This is a genomic window from Intestinimonas massiliensis (ex Afouda et al. 2020) (assembly GCF_001244995.1).
Lineage (GTDB): Bacteria > Bacillota > Clostridia > Oscillospirales > Oscillospiraceae > Intestinimonas > Intestinimonas massiliensis.
In genome coordinates, this window is the sequence record NZ_LN869529.1 from 459,901 (window position 1) to 479,540 (window position 19,640).

General features: G+C 62.4%; 16 protein-coding genes. 13 read left to right on the plus strand and 3 right to left on the minus strand.

The annotated features are described in order from the left end of the window. The first annotated feature begins 22 nt into the window (after nucleotides 1–22). From rpoC to BN2154_RS06250, 7 genes are all read left to right on the plus strand, one after another. Nucleotides 23–3,775, plus strand: coding sequence for a DNA-directed RNA polymerase subunit beta' (rpoC, locus tag BN2154_RS06220; RefSeq protein ID WP_050618008.1), 3,753 nt, complete (start codon nucleotides 23–25; stop codon nucleotides 3,773–3,775). Between the two features lie 180 nt (nucleotides 3,776–3,955). Further along, a complete protein-coding gene (locus BN2154_RS06225; RefSeq protein WP_242853707.1) occupies nucleotides 3,956–4,207 on the plus strand; it encodes a ribosomal L7Ae/L30e/S12e/Gadd45 family protein in 252 nt (83 codons plus the stop codon). A gap of 110 nt (nucleotides 4,208–4,317) precedes the next feature. Beyond that, nucleotides 4,318–4,749: a 30S ribosomal protein S12 gene (rpsL, locus tag BN2154_RS06230; protein WP_050618009.1), complete on the plus strand. Its 432-nt coding sequence runs from the start codon at nucleotides 4,318–4,320 to the stop codon at nucleotides 4,747–4,749. Between the two features lie 202 nt (nucleotides 4,750–4,951). Continuing rightward, nucleotides 4,952–5,422 (plus strand): 30S ribosomal protein S7, encoded by a 471-nt coding sequence (rpsG, locus tag BN2154_RS06235; RefSeq protein WP_050618010.1) that lies wholly within the window; start codon nucleotides 4,952–4,954, stop codon nucleotides 5,420–5,422. A 19-nt stretch (nucleotides 5,423–5,441) separates the two neighbouring features. Then, on the plus strand, nucleotides 5,442–7,547 hold the full coding sequence (gene fusA / locus BN2154_RS06240; RefSeq protein WP_050618011.1) for an elongation factor G: 2,106 nt from the start codon (nucleotides 5,442–5,444) through the stop codon (nucleotides 7,545–7,547). A 174-nt stretch (nucleotides 7,548–7,721) separates the two neighbouring features. Next, complete coding sequence (gene tuf / locus BN2154_RS06245) at nucleotides 7,722–8,924, plus strand: elongation factor Tu (protein WP_050618012.1); 1,203 nt, start codon at nucleotides 7,722–7,724, stop codon at nucleotides 8,922–8,924. 82 nt (nucleotides 8,925–9,006) lie between these two features. Further along, nucleotides 9,007–9,855 (plus strand): mechanosensitive ion channel family protein, encoded by an 849-nt coding sequence (locus BN2154_RS06250; RefSeq protein WP_050618013.1) that lies wholly within the window; start codon nucleotides 9,007–9,009, stop codon nucleotides 9,853–9,855. A gap of 35 nt (nucleotides 9,856–9,890) precedes the next feature. Here the strand turns inward: BN2154_RS06250 and BN2154_RS06255 are convergent, their stop codons facing one another. Beyond that, a complete protein-coding gene (locus BN2154_RS06255; protein ID WP_050618014.1) occupies nucleotides 9,891–10,373 on the minus strand; it encodes a DUF4830 domain-containing protein in 483 nt (160 codons plus the stop codon). 97 nt (nucleotides 10,374–10,470) lie between these two features. Here BN2154_RS06255 and BN2154_RS06260 point away from each other — a divergent pair, with 97 nt between their 5' ends. The 6 genes from BN2154_RS06260 (at nucleotide 10,471) to BN2154_RS06285 (ending at nucleotide 16,710) form a co-directional block, all read left to right on the plus strand. Further along, a complete protein-coding gene (locus BN2154_RS06260; protein WP_050618015.1) occupies nucleotides 10,471–11,178 on the plus strand; it encodes a pseudouridine synthase in 708 nt (235 codons plus the stop codon). 168 nt (nucleotides 11,179–11,346) lie between these two features. Continuing rightward, nucleotides 11,347–12,438 carry a PucR family transcriptional regulator gene (locus BN2154_RS06265; protein ID WP_050618016.1) on the plus strand — a complete coding sequence of 364 codons (1,092 nt, stop codon included), beginning with the start codon at nucleotides 11,347–11,349 and terminating at the stop codon, nucleotides 12,436–12,438. Nucleotides 12,439–12,587: 149 nt separating this feature from the next. Continuing rightward, complete coding sequence (gene ftsE / locus BN2154_RS06270; protein WP_050618017.1) at nucleotides 12,588–13,277, plus strand: cell division ATP-binding protein FtsE; 690 nt, start codon at nucleotides 12,588–12,590, stop codon at nucleotides 13,275–13,277. Next, complete coding sequence (gene ftsX, locus BN2154_RS06275) at nucleotides 13,264–14,160, plus strand: permease-like cell division protein FtsX (protein ID WP_050618018.1); 897 nt, start codon at nucleotides 13,264–13,266, stop codon at nucleotides 14,158–14,160. Before ftsE ends, ftsX begins: the two co-directional genes overlap by 14 nt. Nucleotides 14,161–14,211: 51 nt before the next feature. After that, complete coding sequence (locus BN2154_RS06280; protein WP_094762397.1) at nucleotides 14,212–15,474, plus strand: murein hydrolase activator EnvC family protein; 1,263 nt, start codon at nucleotides 14,212–14,214, stop codon at nucleotides 15,472–15,474. Between the two features lie 72 nt (nucleotides 15,475–15,546). Next, nucleotides 15,547–16,710 (plus strand): S41 family peptidase, encoded by a 1,164-nt coding sequence (locus tag BN2154_RS06285; protein ID WP_050618019.1) that lies wholly within the window; start codon nucleotides 15,547–15,549, stop codon nucleotides 16,708–16,710. 40 nt (nucleotides 16,711–16,750) lie between these two features. Here BN2154_RS06285 and BN2154_RS06290 read toward each other — a convergent pair whose 3' ends face one another. Continuing rightward, complete coding sequence (locus BN2154_RS06290) at nucleotides 16,751–17,887, minus strand: YibE/F family protein (RefSeq protein WP_094762398.1); 1,137 nt, start codon at nucleotides 17,885–17,887, stop codon at nucleotides 16,751–16,753. A gap of 91 nt (nucleotides 17,888–17,978) precedes the next feature. Then, a complete protein-coding gene (locus BN2154_RS06295) occupies nucleotides 17,979–19,523 on the minus strand; it encodes an alkaline phosphatase (RefSeq protein ID WP_050618020.1) in 1,545 nt (514 codons plus the stop codon). Nucleotides 19,524–19,640: the final 117 nt, after the last annotated feature.

Consider the following 19,640-nt stretch of genomic DNA (forward strand, 5'->3'; position numbering starts at 1 on the left):
GAGAGGGAGGACGCTTTAGAATATGAGTTACGCTGAATTCGACGCAATCCGCATCGGCATCGCCTCCCCGGAGCAGATCCTGGAGTGGTCCCACGGCGAGGTGCTCAAGCCGGAGACCATCAACTACCGGACCCTCAAGCCGGAGCGGGACGGCCTGTTCTGTGAAAAGATCTTTGGGCCCACCAAGGACTGGGAGTGCCACTGCGGCAAATATAAGAAGATCCGCTACAAGGGCAAGGTCTGTGACCGCTGCGGCGTGGAGGTCACCCGGGCCAAGGTCCGCCGGGAGCGCATGGGCCACATCGCCCTGGCCGCCCCTGTCAGTCATATCTGGTATTTTAAGGGCATCCCCTCCCGGATGGGCCTGCTGCTGGACATCAGCCCCCGTATCCTGGAAAAGGTGCTCTACTTCGCCTCCTATATCGTTACCGATCCCGGCTTCTCCCCCTTGACCAAGAACCAGATCCTCACCGAGAAGGAATACCGGGACATGCGGGAGAAGTACGAGGACGACTTCGAGGCCGGCATGGGCGCTGAGGCGGTCAAGAAGCTGCTTCAGGACATCAATCTGGAGGAGCTCTCCGAGTCCCTCCGCGCCGAGCTGAAGGACGCCTCCGGCCAGAAGAAGGCCCGCATCGTCAAGCGCCTGGAGGTGGTGGACGCCTTCCGCATCTCCGGCAATAAGCCCGAGTGGATGATCATCGACGTGCTGCCCGTCATTCCCCCGGAGCTGCGCCCCATGGTGCAGTTGGACGGCGGCCGCTTCGCCACCTCCGACCTGAACGACCTGTACCGCCGGGTCATCAACCGCAACAACCGCCTCAAGCGGCTCATCCAGCTCAACGCCCCCGACATCATCGTCCGCAACGAGAAGCGGATGCTCCAGGAGGCCGTGGACGCCCTCATCGACAACGGCCGACGCGGCCGGGCCGTCACCGGCGCCAACAACCGCGCCCTCAAGTCCCTCAGCGATATGCTCAAGGGCAAGCAGGGCCGCTTCCGTCAGAACCTGCTGGGCAAGCGTGTGGACTACTCCGGCCGCAGCGTTATCGTGGTGGGCCCTGAACTGAAGATCTACCAGTGCGGCCTGCCCAAGGAGATGGCCATCGAGCTCTTCCGCCCCTTCGTCATGAAGAAGCTGGTGGAGGACGGTCTGGCCAACAACATCAAGTCCGCCAAGAAGATGGTGGACAAGGGCCGGGCGGAGGTCTGGGACGCCCTGGACTTCGTCATCAAGGACCATCCCGTCATGCTCAACCGCGCCCCCACGCTGCATCGCCTGGGCATCCAGGCCTTCGAGCCCGTGCTGGTGGAGGGCCGCGCCATCAAGCTGCACCCCTTGGTGTGTACCGCCTTCAACGCCGACTTTGACGGCGACCAGATGGCCGTCCACGTCCCCCTGTCCGCCGAGGCCCAGGCCGAGGCCCGCATCCTGATGCTGTCTGCCAACAACCTGCTGCGGCCTCAGGACGGCGGCCCTGTCACCGTGCCCACCCAGGACATGGTGCTGGGCTCCTATTACCTGACCTATGAGAAGTATCCCGCCCACACCGCGGAAGAGACCTACGACGACGTGGCGGCGGTGAAGGCTGATTTGGACAGCGGCGTCATCGCCCCCGGCGACCACGTCTGGGTTAAGAATCCGGGCAAACTGGACGACATCCCCACCGTGGCCGGCGTCTGCGCTGAGACCCCCGACGGGGAGCTGCCCCAGGAGGTCCTCCACGTCTTTTCCGACGATACCGAGGCCCGCCTGGCCTATGACGAGGGCGAGCTGGACCTCCACGTGCCCATCCTGGTCCGCCGGGAGCGGGAGGTGGACGGCGTGCTCCGCCACAAGCTGGTCCGCACCACCGTGGGCCGCCTGATCTTCAATGAGGGCATCCCGCAGGATCTGGGTTTCGTGGACCGCAGCGATCCCGAGACCATGTTTGACCCGGAGATCAACTTCATCACCGGCAAGAAGCAACTGGGCAAGATCATCGACAAGTGCATCACCAAGCACGGCTTCACCGTTTCCGCCGGCGTGCTGGACACCATCAAGGCCCGGGGCTACAGGTTCTCCACCCGCGGCGCCCTCACCGTCTCCATCAGTGACATGACGGTGCCCGAGAAGAAGAAAGAGCTCATTTCCGCCACCGAGAAGGAGATCGTCAAGATCGAGCGCCAGTACAAGCGCGGCTTCCTCACCAACGACGAGCGCTACCGCCTGGTGGTCAAGGCGTGGGAGCAGACCACCAAGGACGTCACCGACGCCCTGATGGCCGGACTGGACCGCTACAACCCCATCTGGATGATGGCCGACTCCGGCGCCCGTGGCAGTACCGCCCAGATCCGTCAGTTGGCCGGCATGCGCGGCCTGATGGCTGACACCTCCGGCCGCACCATCGAGATCCCCATCAAGGCCAACTTCCGTGAGGGCCTGTCCGTGCTGGAGTACTTCATCTCCAGCCGGGGCGCCCGGAAGGGCCTGGCCGATACCGCGCTGCGGACCGCCGACTCGGGTTATCTGACCCGCCGTCTGGTGGATGTATCCCAGGAGGTCATCATCCGGGAGCACGACTGCGGCACCCATGAGGGCATCACTGTGTCTGAGATCGTGGAGAACGGCCAGACCATTGAGACCTTCGGCGAGCGGCTTAAGGGCCGTTACGCCGTGGAGGACGTTCTGGATCCGGCCACCGGCGAGGTCCTTATCTCCCACGAGCACATGATGACGCCCGACGACGCCGCGCTGCTGGAGGCCCATGGCATCCACGAGGTCACCATCCGCAGCGTCCTGACCTGTCGCGCCCGCAGCGGGGTGTGCTCCAAGTGCTACGGCATCAACCTGGCCATCGGTGAGCCGGTGGGCGAGGGCGAGGCCGTGGGCATCATCGCCGCTCAGTCCATCGGCGAGCCCGGCACTCAGCTCACCATGCGTACCTTCCACACCGGCGGCGTGGCCGGCGGCGATATCACCCAAGGTCTTCCCCGTGTTGAAGAGCTGTTCGAGGCCCGCCGCCCCAAGAAGATGGCCCAGCTCGCGGAGATCAGCGGCAAGGTCAGCATGGAGGATGCCAAGCGGGGCGGCATGGTCAACGTCACCATCACCGCCGACGACGGCGAGGTGGTCTCCTACGCGCTGCCCCACAGCGCCGGCATCCGCGTGAAGGACGGCGACACGGTCCAGAAGGGCGCCGAGCTGTCCGACGGCGCGCTGTGGCCCTCCGACGTGCTGCGCATCCGCGGCCTGTCCGCCGTCCACAACTACCTCATCCAGGAAGTCCAGAAGCCCTACCGGCAGCAGGGCGTAGACATCAACGACAAGCACATTGAGGTCATCGTGCGCCAGATGATGCGCAAGGTCCGCGTGGAGGACGCGGGGGATTCCGTCCTGCTCAGCGGCTCCACCGTGGATATCATCGAGTTCCAGGACGCCAAGGACGCCGTCCAGGCCCGCATCGACGCCGGCGAGACCAACGACGGCCTGGAGCTGCGGCTGCCCGTGGCCACCCGGCTTATCATGGGCATCACCAAGGCATCCCTGGCCACCGAGTCCTTCCTGTCCGCGGCCTCCTTCCAGGAGACCACCAAAGTCCTCACCGAGGCCGCCATCAAGGGCAAGGTGGACCACCTGCTGGGCCTGAAGGAGAACGTTATCATCGGCAAGCTGATCCCCGCCGGCTCCGGCCTGTCTGTCTACCGGAAGTTTGACTGGGACACCCTCAGCGACGAGGACGAGGCCCCCGAGACCCCGGCGGAGGCCGCCGAACCGGAGCTGGAGACCCTCTGAGCCCCTCTGCATTGTGAAAAACGCCGCCCCGCAAAGGCTTGCGGGGCGGCGTTTTAACGATTTTACAGGTTGACATCCCAGGGGGTTCGTGATACAATACTTACTCGTTGGATTGGGAAAATTGCGCCCAAAACTGGGGGGTAAGCGCCCCAATCCGCGGTAAAATCGGACACAGGGGGGATGACGGTGCTGACCGAGCTCAAGGCCGGACCCCGGGTGGTGGGTGCAAAACAGACCCGCCGGGCCGTCAATGACGGACGCGCCCTCCGGGTATTCCTGGCGAAGGATGCAGACCCAAATGTAACGGCTCCCATTGAGGAGCTGTGCGCCCAGCGGCAGGTGAGTGTGGAGTGGGCGGACGCCATGCGCGAGGTGGGCGCCGCCTGCGGAATCGCCGTGGGAGCCGCCGTGGCCGCGCTGGTGAGGGAGTGAAGCCCGGACCGGCTTCCGCTTTTTCACGCTCCTATTTGGTTTTGGCAGAATAATCCCCGGATTATCCTGTTAAAATAATAAAATGATTTCCGAAGAAAGGAGGAACATCCATGCCTACGTTTAACCAGCTCGTTCGGAAGGGCCGCAAGACTGCCATCGACAAGTCCAAGTCCCCCGCCATGCAGCATGGCCTGAACACCCTGAAGAACCGCGAGACCGACCTGCCTTCTCCTCAGAAGAGAGGCGTGTGCACCGCTGTTCGTACCTCCACCCCGAAGAAGCCGAACTCCGCCCTGCGTAAGATCGCCCGTGTGCGTCTCACCAACGGCTACGAGGTCACCGCTTATATTCCCGGTGTGGGCCACAACCTGCAGGAGCACTCCGTGGTCATGATCCGCGGCGGCCGTGTCAAGGACCTGCCCGGCGTCCGCTACCACATCATCCGCGGTACTCTGGATACCCAGGGCGTCAACGGCCGCATGCAGGCCCGCTCCAAGTACGGCGCCAAGCGTCCCAAGGCCGGCAAGGGCGGCAAGAAGTAATCTTCATTACTTCCTCAGCAATGGAACATCTTTTGCGCTCATAGCGCAAGGCAGTTGTCCTTGCAAGATGCGCTTACCTATATAAGAGGGGGCGTCTCCCTTGTGAGGCACTGGACAAGCAGGCACTTGTCTTTACACGGGGCCTGTTTTTAAAACAGGTTTCGAGTACCTATGAAATCATACTGTGAAGGAGGGAAGCAAAGTGCCCAGAAGAGGAAACGTACCCAAGCGGGAGATCCTGCCCGATCCCCTGTATAACTCCGTGCTGGTGACCAAGCTGGTCAACAGCATTATGCTGGACGGCAAAAAGGGTGTCTCCCAGAAAGTGGTTTACGGTGCTTTCGATATCATCAAGGAAAAGACCGGCAAGGACCCCCTGGAGGTCTTCACCACTGCTCTGGAGAACATCATGCCGTCCCTGGAGGTCAAGGCCCGCCGTGTGGGCGGCGCCACCTACCAGGTGCCTATCGAGGTGCGGCCCGAGCGGCGCCAGACCCTGGGTCTGCGCTGGCTGACCAACTACGCCCGCGCCCGCAGCGAGAAGACCATGAAGGAGCGGCTGGCCGGCGAGATCATGGACGCCGCCAACAACCTCGGCTCCGCGGTCAAGAAGCGCGAGGATACCCACAAGATGGCCGAGTCCAACAAGGCCTTCGCGCACTACCGCTGGTAGGTTAAGGAGTTATTAGAGTATGCCTAGAAAAGTAACCTTAGAGAATACCAGAAACATCGGCATCATGGCCCACATTGACGCAGGCAAGACCACCACCACCGAGCGGATCCTGTTCTACACTGGCGTCAACTATAAGATCGGCGAGACCCACGAGGGCACCGCTACCATGGACTGGATGGCCCAGGAGCAGGAACGCGGCATCACCATCACCTCCGCCGCCACCACCTGCTACTGGAAGGGCACCAAGGACCAGTTCCCCCAGACCCGGATCAACATCATCGACACCCCAGGTCACGTGGACTTCACCGTGGAGGTGGAGCGCTCTCTGCGCGTGCTGGACGGCTCCGTGACCGTCATGTGCGCCAAGGGCGGTGTAGAGCCCCAGTCCGAGACCGTGTGGCGTCAGGCCGATCACTACCATGTGCCCCGCATGATCTACGTCAACAAGATGGACATCATGGGTGCAGACTTCTACAACGTCCTGCGCATGATCCATGACCGCCTCAAGTGTAACGCCGTACCCATCCAGCTCCCCATCGGCAGCGAAGATACCTTCAAGGGTATCATCGACCTGGTGGAGATGGACGCCGACATCTACTACGATGAGATGGGTAAGGACATGCGGGTGGAGCCCATCCCCGCGGATATGATGGAGCTGGCCCAGGAGTACCGCACCAAGCTGATCGACGCCTGCGCCGACCTCAACGACGAGATCATGGAGCTGGCCCTGGAAGAGAAGCCCATTCCCCAGGAGCTGATCCGGAAGGTCATCCGCCAGGGTACCATCGACAACAAGTTTGTCCCCGTGACCTGCGGCACCTCCTACAAAAACAAGGGCGTGCAGAAGCTGCTGGACGCCATCGTGGACTACATGCCCTCACCAGTGGACATCCCCGCCATCCAGGGCGTCAATCCCGAGACGGATGAGGAGGACGAGCGCCCCGCCAGCGACGAGGCTCCCTTCTCCGCCCTGGCCTTCAAGATCGCCACCGATCCCTTCGTGGGCCGTCTGTCCTTTGTGCGCGTGTATTCCGGTGTCCTGAATACCGGCACCTCCGTTCTGAACTCCACCAAGAAGCAGAAGGAGCGCATCGGCCGTATCCTGCAGATGCACGCCAATCACCGCGAGGACATCGAGTGCTGCTACTCCGGCGATATCGCCGCCGTGGTGGGCCTGAAGAACTCCACCACCGGCGACACGCTGTGCGACGAGAAGGCCCCCATTATCCTGGAGTCCATGGAGTTCCCCGAGCCTGTCATCCGCGTGGCCATCGAGCCCAAGACCAAGGCCGGCCAGGAGAAGATGGGCATCGCGCTGATGAAGCTGGCCGAGGAGGACCCCACCTTCAAGACCTACACCGACGAGGAGACGGGTCAGACCATCATCGCCGGCATGGGCGAGCTCCATCTGGAGATCATCGTGGACCGTCTGCTCCGCGAGTTCAAGGTGGAGGCCAACGTGGGCGCGCCTCAGGTGGCCTACAAGGAGACCATCAAGAAATCGGTCGAGCAGGACACCAAGTACGCCCGTCAGTCCGGCGGTAAGGGCCAGTACGGCCACGTCCGCATCACGGTGGAGCCCAACGAGCCCGGCAAGGGCTACGAGTTCAGCAATGAGATCACCGGCGGCGTGATCCCCAAGGAGTATATCCCTGCGGTGGACGCCGGTATTCAGGGAGCCATGCAGGCCGGCGTGCTGGCCGGCTATCCCGTGGAGGACGTGAAGGTCCACCTGACCTTCGGCTCCTACCACGAGGTGGACTCCTCCGAAATGGCCTTTAAGATCGCCGGTTCCATGGCGTTCAAGGAGGCCTGCCGCAAGGCCGATCCCATCCTGCTGGAGCCCCTGATGAAGGTTTCCGTCACCGTGCCCGATGATTATCTGGGCAATGTGATCGGCGATCTGACCAGCCGCCGTGGCCAGATTCAGGGCCAGGAGAGCCGCCCCGGCGCCACGCAGGTGGACGCTCTGGTGCCTCTGGCCAATATGTTCGGCTATGCCACTGACCTGCGCTCCTCCACCCAGGGCCGCGGCCAGTACACCATGGAGCCCCACAGCTATGTGGAGATTCCCAGGAGCATTGCGGAGAAGATCATCGCCGAGCGCGGACGCAATAACGATTAAGCGCAGCGCGGCTGCGCCGCATCTGTGAGCATCAACGGTGGATTTTACCTTCAAATGGCGGGAAGAAGCGGAAAATGCTGTTGCATTTCTGCCTGCTATGCGGTAGAATATCAACCGTAACCCCTTGAAATATCGTTGAAACATGTAATTGTAATATAAGGAGGACAACTTAAAATGGCTAAGGCTAAATTTGAGCGTACCAAGCCCCACGTAAACATCGGCACCATCGGCCACGTGGACCACGGCAAGACCACCCTGACCGCCGCCATCACCAAGTACCTGGCTCTGAAGGGTCAGGCCCAGTTCGAGGCTTATGACGCCATTGATAAGGCTCCCGAGGAGAAGGAGCGCGGCATCACCATCAACACCGCTCACGTGGAGTATCAGACCGACGCCCGTCACTATGCCCACGTTGACTGCCCGGGCCACGCCGACTATATCAAGAACATGATCACCGGCGCTGCTCAGATGGACGGCGCCATCCTGGTGATTGCCGCCTCCGACGGCCCCATGGCCCAGACCCGTGAGCACATCCTGCTGGCCCGTCAGGTGGGCGTGCCCGCTATCGTGGTGTTCCTGAACAAGTGCGACCAGCTCGACGATCCCGAGCTGCTGGAGCTGGTGGAGATGGAAGTCCGCGAGCTTCTGAGCAAGTACGAATTCCCCGGCGACGATATCCCCATCATCAAGGGCTCCGCCCTCAACGCCCTGATCAGCGAGTCCACCGACGTGAACGCTCCCGAGTATGCCTGCATCAAGGAGCTGATGGACGCTGTTGACAGCTATATCCCCACCCCCGACCGTAAGGCCGACCAGCCCTTCCTGATGCCCGTCGAGGACGTGTTCACCATCTCCGGCCGCGGCACCGTGGCCACCGGCCGTGTGGAGCGCGGCCAGCTGAAGGCCGGCGAGACCGTCGAGATCGTGGGCCTCACTGACGAGAAGAAGTCCACCGTCGTCACCTCCATGGAGATGTTCCGCAAGACTCTGGATTACGTCGAGGCCGGCGACAACGTGGGCTGCCTGCTGCGCGGCGTGGCCAAGACCGACATCGAGCGCGGCCAGGTGCTGTCCAAGCCCGGCTCCATCCATCCCCACACCAAGTTCAAGGGCCAGGTCTACGTCCTGTCCAAGGACGAGGGCGGCCGGCATACCCCCTTCTTCAATAACTATCGCCCCCAGTTCTACTTCCGTACCACCGACGTGACCGGCGTCATCTCCCTGCCCGAGGGCGTTGAGATGTGCATGCCCGGCGATAACGTCGACATGGACGTGGAGCTGATCACCCCCATCGCCATCGAGAAGGGCCTGCGTTTCGCCATCCGTGAGGGCGGCCGTACCGTGGGTTCCGGCGTCGTCATCGAGATCAACGAGTAAGTAAGCTGCTCAGAAACGCCCGCCGCTTTTGCGGCGGGCGTTTTTTAACCGGCGGTGGAACACAAAAGAGAGGAGCATGGCGATGCCTGAAACAATCACGGATCTGGAGACCGCGGCTCCGGAGATCGCGGAGACCTTCGGCAGCGTTATGGAGGGCTTTACGCTGAGCAAGGCCCTGTATACGGCGCTTTTGCTGATGGCCTGTATTGTGGTGGTCAAGGTCCTGCTGCGGCTGCTGGAGCGGACCATCCTGCGGTTGAAGGTGGAGCGGAGCCTCCACACCTTTATCCGGTCCACGGCGAAGATCCTCCTGTGGTTTATCACGATTCTGATCGTGGGAGACTACATCGGACTTCCGGTCAGCGCCCTGCTGGGTGTGCTGGGGGTGGCCGGCCTGGCCCTGTCCCTGGCGCTTCAGGGGACGCTGTCCAATCTGGCGGGCGGCATCATGGTACTGATCTCCAAGCCCTTTGCCGTAGGGGACTTCGTGGAGGCCGGCGGCCTGTCCGGCACGGTGTCCGACATCGGCCTGGTCTATACCAAGCTGACGACCATCGACAACAAGATCATCTATGTGCCCAACGGGGAGATCTCCGGCGAAAAGATCGTCAATTACAACGGCCAGACCCAGCGCCGGGTGGACCTGAAATTCGACATCTCCTATGACAGCGATCCGGAAAAGGCCAAGCAGGTCATCCAAGAGGTGGTGGGGGCCCATCCTAAGGCGCTGTTCACTCCGGTGCCCTTTGCGCGGGTCTCCGCCTACAATGAGAGCAGCGTCAGTGTCACGGTACGGGTATGGTGCGCCACAGAGGACTACTGGGACCTGTACTTCGATCTGCTGGAGCAGATCCGTGTGTCCTTTGACCGGAACGGGATCGAACTGACCTACAACCACCTCAATGTGCATATCGTGGACACAGGCCGATAAAAGGGGCGGCGCTCAGATGAGCGCCGCCCCCGGCTTTATTCCGGCATGGACAGCCCGTGGATGAAGCCGTCCAACTGGCTGGAGAGCACCTCACCCCCTACCACCGTGTTTTTGTAGACCAGGATGCCCACCTGGACGCCGGTCTCCCCCGTGGGATAGTTGGTGATCTCATAGGTATAGCGCTTGACCCGCTTGCCCTGGTACTTGGTCAGATCAAAGCCCTGTTCCGACTGGAGCGCCAGGTACTGGTCGTAGGTCTCGTCGAACTCGTCGGGGATCAGCAGCTCCTCCACGGCGATGGGGTCGGCGGACACCTGCCAGCCGTAGCTCTCCAGATAGGCCACCCGGTCCTCGTTGGTTTTGATGCCCTTGGGGCTGGCCGGAGTGGTGGAGACCGCGTCCACCCCCCGGGCGGATAGGGCTCCTCCCACCAGGGCCGCGGCTCCGCAGAGCACCACCAGGGCCACGGCGCCTGCCAGCAGCCTGCCCCGGTGCAGCTTGGCGGTCCAAATAAACACAGTGCAACGCTCCTCTCGTTTTATATCGTGATAATTTCTATGTGCAAGCCGGACCGGATATGATAAAATAGGCGAAAAAGGACAAGGGGAGGACGGCATGGACCGACTGGATAAGATACTGGCCGGCACCGGACGCTGGTCCCGCCGGGAGGTCAAGGACCTGGTACGGGCGGGGCGGGTGACGGTCAACGGGGCCGTGGCAGGGAGCCCGGAGCAGAAGTATGACCGCCTGGGCCTGGATTTGCGGGTGGATGGAGCGCCCATTGGAGCGGAAAAGTTTGTCTATCTGATGCTCCATAAGCCGGGGGGTGTTCTCTCCGCCACCGAGGACCCGAAGCAGTCCACCGTGGTGGACCTGCTGCCGGAATATCTGCGGCGGGTGGGGCTCTTCCCTGTGGGCCGGCTGGACAAGGATACCGAGGGGCTGCTGCTGCTCACCAACGACGGCCCGCTGGGACACCGGCTGCTGGCGCCGGGCCGGCATGTGGACAAGGTGTACTTCGTCCGGGTGGAGGGGACGCTGACCGCGGAGGACGCCGCCGTCTTTGCAGCGGGTATGACCCTGGGCGACGGTCTGCGCTGTATGCCCGCCGGCTTGGAGCGTCTGCCGGAGCCGGATACCGCCCTGGTGACCCTGCGGGAGGGCAAGTACCACCAGATCAAGCGGATGCTCGCCTGTCGGGGAAAGCCGGTGCGCTACCTCAAGCGGCTGTCCATGGGCCCGCTGCGGCTGGACGAGGACCTGGGACCGGGGGAGTGGCGGGAGCTGACCGCGGAGGAGATTCAGGCCTTGACGAGCGCTTGAAGGGGGGGCGGGCGGCTGAATGGTCCGGCGCTGAGGGGGGCGGAACTTTGTTTCGGCATTTTCAACAAAAAAATACGAATACCCTATTGAAAAGGGAGAAAAAACTCGGTATAATAGAATTCGTGATTGAATGTTATGGCGCCTAGGCGCCGAGGAGGAGGCAGAACGATGTCCAGCAGGATTTTTCAGAGCGTTGTGCTCCAGATGAAGGACAGCACAGACCGGGCCGTGGGCGTCATCGACTCGGAGGGCACCGTGGTCGCCTGCAACGAGCTCACCTGTATCGGGGAAAAGTGGGCCGGGGCGGTGGAGGTCATCAACGGCTCCGATGCAGAGACGGTGAAGTATTCCGGCAATACCTTCAAGCCCCTGGCGGGCTGGAGCTCCCAGTTCGACTACGCCGCCTTTGCGCGGGGGGAGGACGAGCTGGCGCAGATGGTGTGTGCCATGGCGGCGGTGGCCCTCAACGGCGCCAAGGCCTACTACGAGGAAAAGCACGATAAGGCCACCTTTGTCAAAAATATTATCTCGGACAACATCCTGCTGGGCGATATCTACGTCCGTGCCAAAGAGCTGCACTTTGTGTCCGAGGTCCCCCGCGCCGTGTTCCTGGTCCGCCAGGTGGGCAGCACGGATATGGCGGCCATGGACGTGGTGCAGAGCCTGTTCCCGGACAAGCAGGTGGATTTTGTCCTCTCCACCAGCGAGACCGACATCACCCTCATCAAGCAGCTCCCCGACGGCACCGACGGCAAGGAGATCTACAAGATCGCCAAGCAGGTGGAGGAGGCCCTGGAGGGCGAGCTCAACCTGAAGGTGGTCATCGGCATCGGCACCGTGGTGGGCCACATCCGGGAACTGGCCCGGGCCTATAAGGAGGCCCAGGTGGCCATCGAGGTGGGCAAGGTGTTTGACACCGAGAAGTCCATCATCAATTATGAGAACCTGGGCATCGGCCGTCTCATCTACCAGCTTCCCACCACCCTGTGTGAGATGTTCCTCCAGGAGGTCTTTAAGAAGAACCCCATCGACTCCCTGGACCAGGAGACCCTGTTCACCATCAACAAGTTCTTCGAGAACAACCTGAACGTCTCCGAGACCGCCCGGAAGCTTTTCGTCCACCGCAACACTCTGGTCTACCGCCTGGAGAAGATCAAGAAGCTCACCGGGCTGGATTTGCGGGAGTTCGACGACGCCATCACCTTCAAGGTGGCCCTGATGGTCAAGAAGTATCTGGTCTCCCGCGGCATCGAATCCTGAATCCTGTGACACGCTGCCGTCTCTGGGGCGCCGGTTTACCGGCGTCCCTTATGGCGATTTATGGAAAGCGCCCGCCAGACCTTGACAGATCCTGCCGAACCGGGTAAAATGTCCCTACAAGAACTTCTGCAAATGCAAAAGAGGTAGCTATGATACGGCTCATTGACATACAAAAGACCTATGACAACGGCACCCGGGCTCTGAAAGGCGTCTCCATGCGCATTGACGACGGGGAGTTCGTCTTTTTGGTGGGGCCTTCCGGCTCCGGCAAGTCCACCATCATCAAGCTCATCACCGGGGAGATCGCCCCCAGCGAGGGGCGGCTGATGGTGAACGGCTACAATATGAACACCATCCGTCCCAAGCAGGTGCCCGGTATGCGCCGGACCCTGGGGGTCATTTTTCAGGACTTCCGGCTCATTGAGAAGAAAACGGTGGAGGAGAACCTCACCTTCGTCATGCGGGTGGTGGGGGCCTCACCCCGGGAGATCAAGAAGCGCATCCCGTACGTGCTGCAGCTTGTGGGGCTGGACCACAAGGGGGACCGGCTCCCCTCGGAGCTCTCCGGCGGCGAGCAGCAGCGCGTGGCCATCGCCCGGGCGCTGGTGAACAACCCCAGCGTTATCATCGCCGACGAGCCCACCGGCAATCTCGATCCCCAGCGGTCCCTGGAGATCATGATGCTGTTGGAGAAGATCAACGAGCTGGGCACCACCATGCTGGTGGTCACCCACGAGAAGGAACTGGTCAACCGCTTTGCCAAGCGGGTGGTGGCCATCGAGAGCGGCCGGGTCATCAGCGACGGAATGGGTGGGTACTACAACAATGAGACAGTTTAACATGGGTTATCACCTGCGGGAGGGATTCCGCAGCATCTTTACCCACGGCCTCATGTCCTTTGCCGCCGTGTGTATGATTCTGGCCTGCCTCATCATCATGGGCTCCTTCTCCCTGGTGGCCATCAATATCGACAATACCCTGGGCCGGTATGAGGCGGAGAACGAATTCATCGCCTACATAGACGAGACCCTTGCCGAGGACGAGGCCCGGGCGCTCCAGAGCAAGCTGGAGGCCATCCCCAACGTGTCCTCCGTCACTTTTATGACAGCAGGGGAGGCGCTGGAGCGCTACACCGAGCGCTATACCGACAGCGAGACCCGGGAGCTCTTCGACGGCATGGACGACTCGGTGCTCCGCCACCGCTACCGCATCCATGTGGACGACCTGGAGCAGATGGGGGAGACGGTCCGCCAGGTGGAGGCCGTCTCCGGCGTGGCCAAGGTCCAGTGGGAGCAGGCCATCTCAGACGGCTTTGTGGCCCTGCGCAACGTGGCCAGCGCCGTGGCCTTCATTCTCATCGCCATGCTGCTGGTCATCTCCCTGTTCATCATCGCCAACACCATCAAACTGGCCACCTTCCACCGGCGGGAGGAGATCGCCATCATGAAGATGTGCGGCGCCACCAACTGGTTTGTCCGCTGGCCCTTTATCTTTGAGGGCATGCTGCTGGGCCTGATGGGGGCCATCCTGGCCTTTTTCCTCCAGTGGGGGCTCTACACCATCATCGTGCAGGCCATCGACGGTTTCGGCGGGCTCCAGCTCGTGGCCATCATTCCCTTCCAGACCTTGTGGACCCGCGTGGCGGGGGCCTTCGCGGTCACCGGACTGGTCATCGGAGCCGGCGGTTCTCTGCTGGCCATCCGCAAATTCCTGCAGGTTTAAAAACTTCCCGAACCAATTCCACCGCCTGTACATCCGAAAAGGAGGATCGCCGTGGCAAATCCCAAGCAGAACCGGCAAAAAAAGCCCCGCAAGGACTGGCGCAGGGTTGTGGTGGCCGCGCTAGCGGCTTTCCTGGCCCTGATGATGCTCCTGCCCATGTTCACCATGGTGCTGGAGGCCGCCCAGGCGGCCGACACCTCTGAGCTGGAGCAGCAGATCAGGGAATACCAGAAGCAGCAGGCTGACCTGGCCGCCCAAATCAAGGACCTGGACCGGCAGCTCAAATCCATCGCCGGAGACAAGGCCCAGGCCCTGGAGCAGAAACGCCTGCTGGACCGGCAGATTTCCGCCAAGGTCCAGGAGATTCAGAGCACCGAGTCCATCATTGCCCAGTACGACGCCCTCATTGCGGATGAGCAGGCCAAGCTGGAGGATACCCAGGCCAAGGAAGAGATCCAGTACGAGCTGTTCTGCAAGCGGGTGCGGGCCATGGAGGAGGCGGGAACGGTCTCCTACTGGTCCATCCTCTTTGACTCGGCCGACTTCGCCGACCTGCTGGACCGGGCCACCTTTGTCAGTGAGATCATGGAGGCCGACAACAAGATCATGGACGATCTGGCCGCCCTGCGCAAGAGCATCGAGGCGCAGAAGGCCGAGCTGGAGACCAGCCGGGCCGACCAGCAGACCCAGCGGGACGCGCTGGTGGCACAGAAGAAGGAGCTGGATGCCAAGGAGGCGGACGCCGCCGCCCTGGTCCAGAAGATTCAGAGCCAGGAGTCGGAGTACCAGTCCAGCCGGGACGCCCTGAAGCGGGAAGAGGAAGAAGTCGAAGCCCAGATCATCAAAAAGCAGAAGGAGATCCAGGCCAAGATCGCCGCGGGGCAGATCAGCTTCGACCCGGGCACCGGCTGGCAGTGGCCGGTCCCCGGACGCTATAAGATCACCTCCACCTTCGGCCCCCGCATCCACCCCATTACCGGCCTGCCGGGCAACCACACCGGCACCGACGTCGCCGCGCCCAAGGGCACGGCCATCCTCGCCGCCCGGGGCGGTGTGGTGACCATCTCCACCTACAACAACTCCTATGGCAACTATGTGGTGGTCCAGCATGACAACGGCATCGCCACCCTGTACGCCCATATGAGCTCCCGCGCCGTCAGCGAGGGCCAGATCGTCACTCAGGGCCAGACGTTAGGGTATGTGGGCTCCACCGGCAGCTCTACCGGCAACCATCTGCATCTGGAGTTCCGGGTCAACGGCAAGCGCCAGGATGCGCTGAACTACTATCCCAACCTCAGCTTTACCTACAGTTAAAGAAGTTCGATCAGGGGGCGGGGGATTTTCCCCGCCCCCTGTTTTCTTGCCGATAGAAAGGAAGCCTGCTCCATGAAAACGAAACGCTTTTCCGGCTGGTCCCTCCTGGTGACCGCACTCCTGTCCCTGCTGCTCACCCTGGCGTTGGCCTTTGGGGCCCTGTGGGCGCTCATCGGACCGGAGGGCCTCAGCATGGCCGAGGCCATGGTGCTCATCAACGCCCGGTTCGTGGGGGACCATGACATCGGGAAGGCGGCCGACGCCGCCATGGACGGGCTCATCACGGGCCTGGGGGACCGTTGGTCCTATTACGTGGACGCGAAGGGCTATGAAAACCTGAAAAACAGCAAGGACAACGCCTATGTGGGCATCGGCGTCACCGTGTCCTACCCGGAGGGGGAGGAGGGGCTGTATGTGGAAGCAGTGGCCGAGAACGGGCCTGCGGCGGCGGCCGGCCTCCGGCCCGGGGACACCATCCTGGCCGTGGGGGAGGTCCGCCTGGCCGGCGAAGACCGGAACCGGGGCACGGAGCTCATCCAGGGAGAGGCCGGGACACAGGTGGAACTGCTGCTCCGGGGGGGCGGCGGGGAGGAGCGGACGGTGTCCGTCACCCGGGGCCGGGTGGAGGAGCACCCGGTGAGCTATGCGCTCCTGGCGGACGGCACCGGGCTCATTACCATCCAAAACTTCAACAGCCGCTGTGCCGACGAGGCCATCGCCGCGGTGGACGACCTGCGGGAACAGGGGGCGGAACGGCTGGTATTCGACGTGCGCAACAATGGCGGCGGCTTTTTGGACGAGCTGACCAGGCTGCTGGACTACCTGCTGCCCGAGGGCCCCATCTTCCGCAGCCAGACCAAGGCCGGGCGGGAGACGGTGGTGAGCTCCGACGCCGGCTGCGTGGAGATGCCCATGGCGGTGCTGGTCAACGAGAACACCTACAGCGCCGCCGAGCTCTTTGCCGCCGAGCTCCAGGAGTGGGACTGGGGCGAGGTGGTGGGGGTACAGACCTTCGGCAAGGGCTTCTCCCAGCAGACCTTCCCCCTCCTCAACGGAGGCGCGGTCAATCTCTCTACCGCCAAGTATTTCACCGGCCAGGGCAACTGCCTCATCGGGGTGGGGCTCACCCCGGACCGGGTGGTGGAGCTGGATGAGGAGCAGGCGGCGAAGCTGCGGGCCCGCATTCTGGACCCGGCGGAGGACCCCCAGCTCCAGGCGGCCATCGCAGCCGCTTAGGGGTCCTATAAGGCGGCGTACCGTACGGTCCGCCGCCTTTTCACGCCCGGCCCCGGGCGAGAAGAAAGCCGCTGGTGAGGGCGGTGAAGGGGGCCACCGTTACCAGGCCGAAGGAGCCCACAATGGTGTCGATGATTTCGGCGGCCACATATTTGTAGTTGAGGATGTTCCACACAGGGGTGCCCTGGGCCATAAAGACCATCAGCAGGGCCACATAGCCGCCGGAGTAGGCCAGCAGCAGGGTGGTAGTCATGGTGCCCATGGCGGCCCGGCCCACATTTAGACCGGAGGCGGTGGCCTCCCGCCAGCCAATGCCCGGCTTTTTTGCCACCACCTCCCGTACCGCCGAGGTGATGTCTACGCTCAGATCCATCACCGCCCCGGAGGAGCCTACAAAAATGGAGGCCATAAAGATCTGAGTCAGGTCCAGGCCTTGGTATCCGGCGTAGAGCAGGCTCTCTGAGCCGGACATGACGGCGCCGTGGATCTGGAAGAGATCGGTGCAGACCGCCCCCAGCAGGCAGGTTACCAGCACGCCCAGGGCGGCCCCGGAGACGGCAGCGGCCGCCCGCCGGTCGAAGCCATAGACCAGAGAGAGAATGAGCACCGTCAGCACCAGCGTAACGGCCAGCCCGACGAGGATGGGATTGTAACCCTTGAGGTAGAGGGGGATGAGCACCTTCCACAGCATCAGAATGGTGAGCATAAAGGAGGCAATGGCCCGCAGACCGGTCTTGCCCGCGAAGAGAATGAGCAGCAGGGCGAAGGCGGCGGCCAGGGCGGACTCCTTGTCCAGCCGGTAGTGGTCGGTCATGGTGACGGTCAGGATCTCGTCCCCCCGGTAGCTGATGACCACCAGGGCCCGGTCACCGGGGGCAAAGATCTTGTCCTGTTCCAGCGAGCCGTTGAGCAGGTTGTGGCCCTGGACGGTCCGGCCCCGAAATTTGCCGCCCAGCAGCTCCAGGGTGCACACCTGCTCGCCGGAGCGGACCAGACCGGTGTCGAGGATGGCGCTGTCGTCGGTGGAGAGTACCCGTGCGGCGCAGCGGTCGGCCCCCTGATAGATGAGGGCCCCTTCAAACCCGGTGGGCAGGGCCAGCAGCAGGGCGATGAGGACCAGGCAGACAACTACCGGGGCGTAATAGCGCAGACGCTCCTGATTGTGCAGCAGGGACATATCGGTGGCGTTCCTTTCCTGTGAAATGGGGCAAAGGCTGCGGCCAAACGCCGCAGCCTTTGCCGTAAGGAGTGGAGAGAGGGGGTCAATTTTATTTTACACCAAGCAGGCCGGCCAGCTTGTGGTAGACCTGGGTGTTGTCGTAGAAGCCCTCAAACAGGTCCTGGCCGCTGCCCTGGGCAAAGACGGCCACGGGCAGGCCGGTGTGGGCGTAGGAGGCGAAATTGACGCCGGATTTGTTGTTGAGGATGTGGGTGATGGTGACGCTCAGGGGCTCATAGCTACCGTAGAGGACGTACTCAGCCTGATTGGCGGGGTCGGCGTCGGCCCGGCCGGCGTCCATGGTGGCCTCGTAGGCGGCCTTCAGCTTGTCCAGCTCATATGCGGTGAGGACCAAGGTGTCGTCCTCCGCGCCCTCGGTCTTGAGACCAAAGAGGGCGGTTACGTCCTTCATTACCTCGTCGAAGGAGGTGTTGTTCTCCTTGTACTTGGCCACGTAGTCGCTGTCGAACTTGGCGTAGGAGATCTTCTGGTGTTCCAGATTGGTGAGGAAGGTATCGTAGTCGGTGCCGGCGTAGCCGATGGTCAGACCGCCGGTCTCGTGGTCGCCGGTGACCAGAATGAGGGTCTCGTCGGGGTGTTGCTGGGCAAAGGCCACGGCCTCGTCCACGGCGTCGGACAGGGCGATGGTGTCGGCAATGGTGGAGCCGGCGTCGTTGGCGTGGCAGGCCCAGTCGATCTTGCCGCCCTCTACCATCAGGAAGAAGCCGGTGTCGTTGTCCAGGACCTCAATGCCCTTCTTGACGTAGTCGGAGAGGGCCCAGTTGCCGTCGGCCCGGTCGTTTTCGTAGGCAAAGGCATCGGAATCAGCCAGATGCTCGTCAATGATGAGGACCTTGCCGTCGGCGGAGGTGACGGCCTCGGCCTCCGCCTGGGTCATGACCACCTTGTAGCCGGCGTCGGCAGCCAGGTCGTAGAGGCTGGTCTTGTCCTTGTCGGGGCCGGTGGGCTTCAGCAGGCCGCCGCCGGCAAAATACTCGAAATTGGAGGCCACCAGCTCCTGGCCGATCTCGTAGTAGTTGGAGCGCTTGGCCTGATGGGCGTAAAAGGCGGCGGGGGTGGCGTGGTTCAGGTTGACGGAGGAGATGACGCCAACCTTCCAGCCGAGCTGCGCGTGGAGCTTTTCGGAGATGGTCTCATAGGACACGGTGGCGGTCTCGTCCATATTGATGGTGCCGGAATAGGTCTTATAGCCGGTGGAGAGGGAGGTGGCGGTGGAGGCGGAGTCGGGACAGAAGGAGCTGGAGTCATAGGTGACGGCAGAACCGGCCACGGGGAAATTCATGAAGGTAAGGGGCACATTGCCGTCTAGAATGTCATCACTGCCGGTGTCGGCCAGAGCGCCCAGATAGTCGGAGGCGGCCTGGAACTGAGGGTAGCTCATGCCGTCGCCGATGAACAGAAAGACATACTTGGGGATCTTGGCTTCTTGGGTCTGGACACTGGCCAGGGGGGAGACGGCGGGTACGGCCGGCGGCTGGCTCTGCGGAGCCGAGGCGTTGGCGCTGCAGGCGGCCAGGGTCCCGGTGAGGGACAGGGCGGCCAGCGTGAGGGACAGGGAACGCTTGAAATTCATGCTTCTTTCCTCCAAAATCCAAAATCAGATGCACGCTGCGGTTCATTCTACAGGCTTTATCTTAAAAGAATGGAACAAAAGACGCTACCAGTCCCGGGTAAAAAACCGTCAAATCCC